At 63.1% G+C, this 274-nt stretch carries 1 protein-coding gene; it reads right to left on the bottom strand.

The window, feature by feature from the left end:
• The coding region (locus tag I8N66_RS15950; RefSeq protein ID WP_291155089.1) for a DEAD/DEAH box helicase at positions 1-274 on the bottom strand (274 nt) is incomplete at both ends.

Raw genomic sequence — 274 nt, 5'->3', positions numbered from 1 at the left:
GCGAAGCCTGCTGGATGCGGATCGGCAAACCACGGAAACGCTCGGAGAAGGTCTTGAAATGCTGGCGTGCCAAGAGCGTCGTCGGTACGACGACGGCGACCTGTACGCCATTCATCGCGGCGATGAAGGCAGCACGCAGGGCCACTTCCGTCTTGCCGAAGCCGACATCGCCGCAGACAAGGCGATCCATCGGCCGGCCACTGCCGAGATCATCGCGTACGGCCTCGATCGAGTTCAGCTGATCTTCGGTCTCGTCATAGGGGAAGCGGGCCGC

The sequence above is a fragment of the Ensifer sp. SSB1 genome, from assembly GCF_016652895.1.
In the GTDB taxonomy this organism is placed as follows: Bacteria; Pseudomonadota; Alphaproteobacteria; order Rhizobiales; family Rhizobiaceae; genus Ensifer.
Note: the sequence above shows the minus strand (reverse complement) of the source record. Positions and strands in the feature narration are given on the sequence as shown.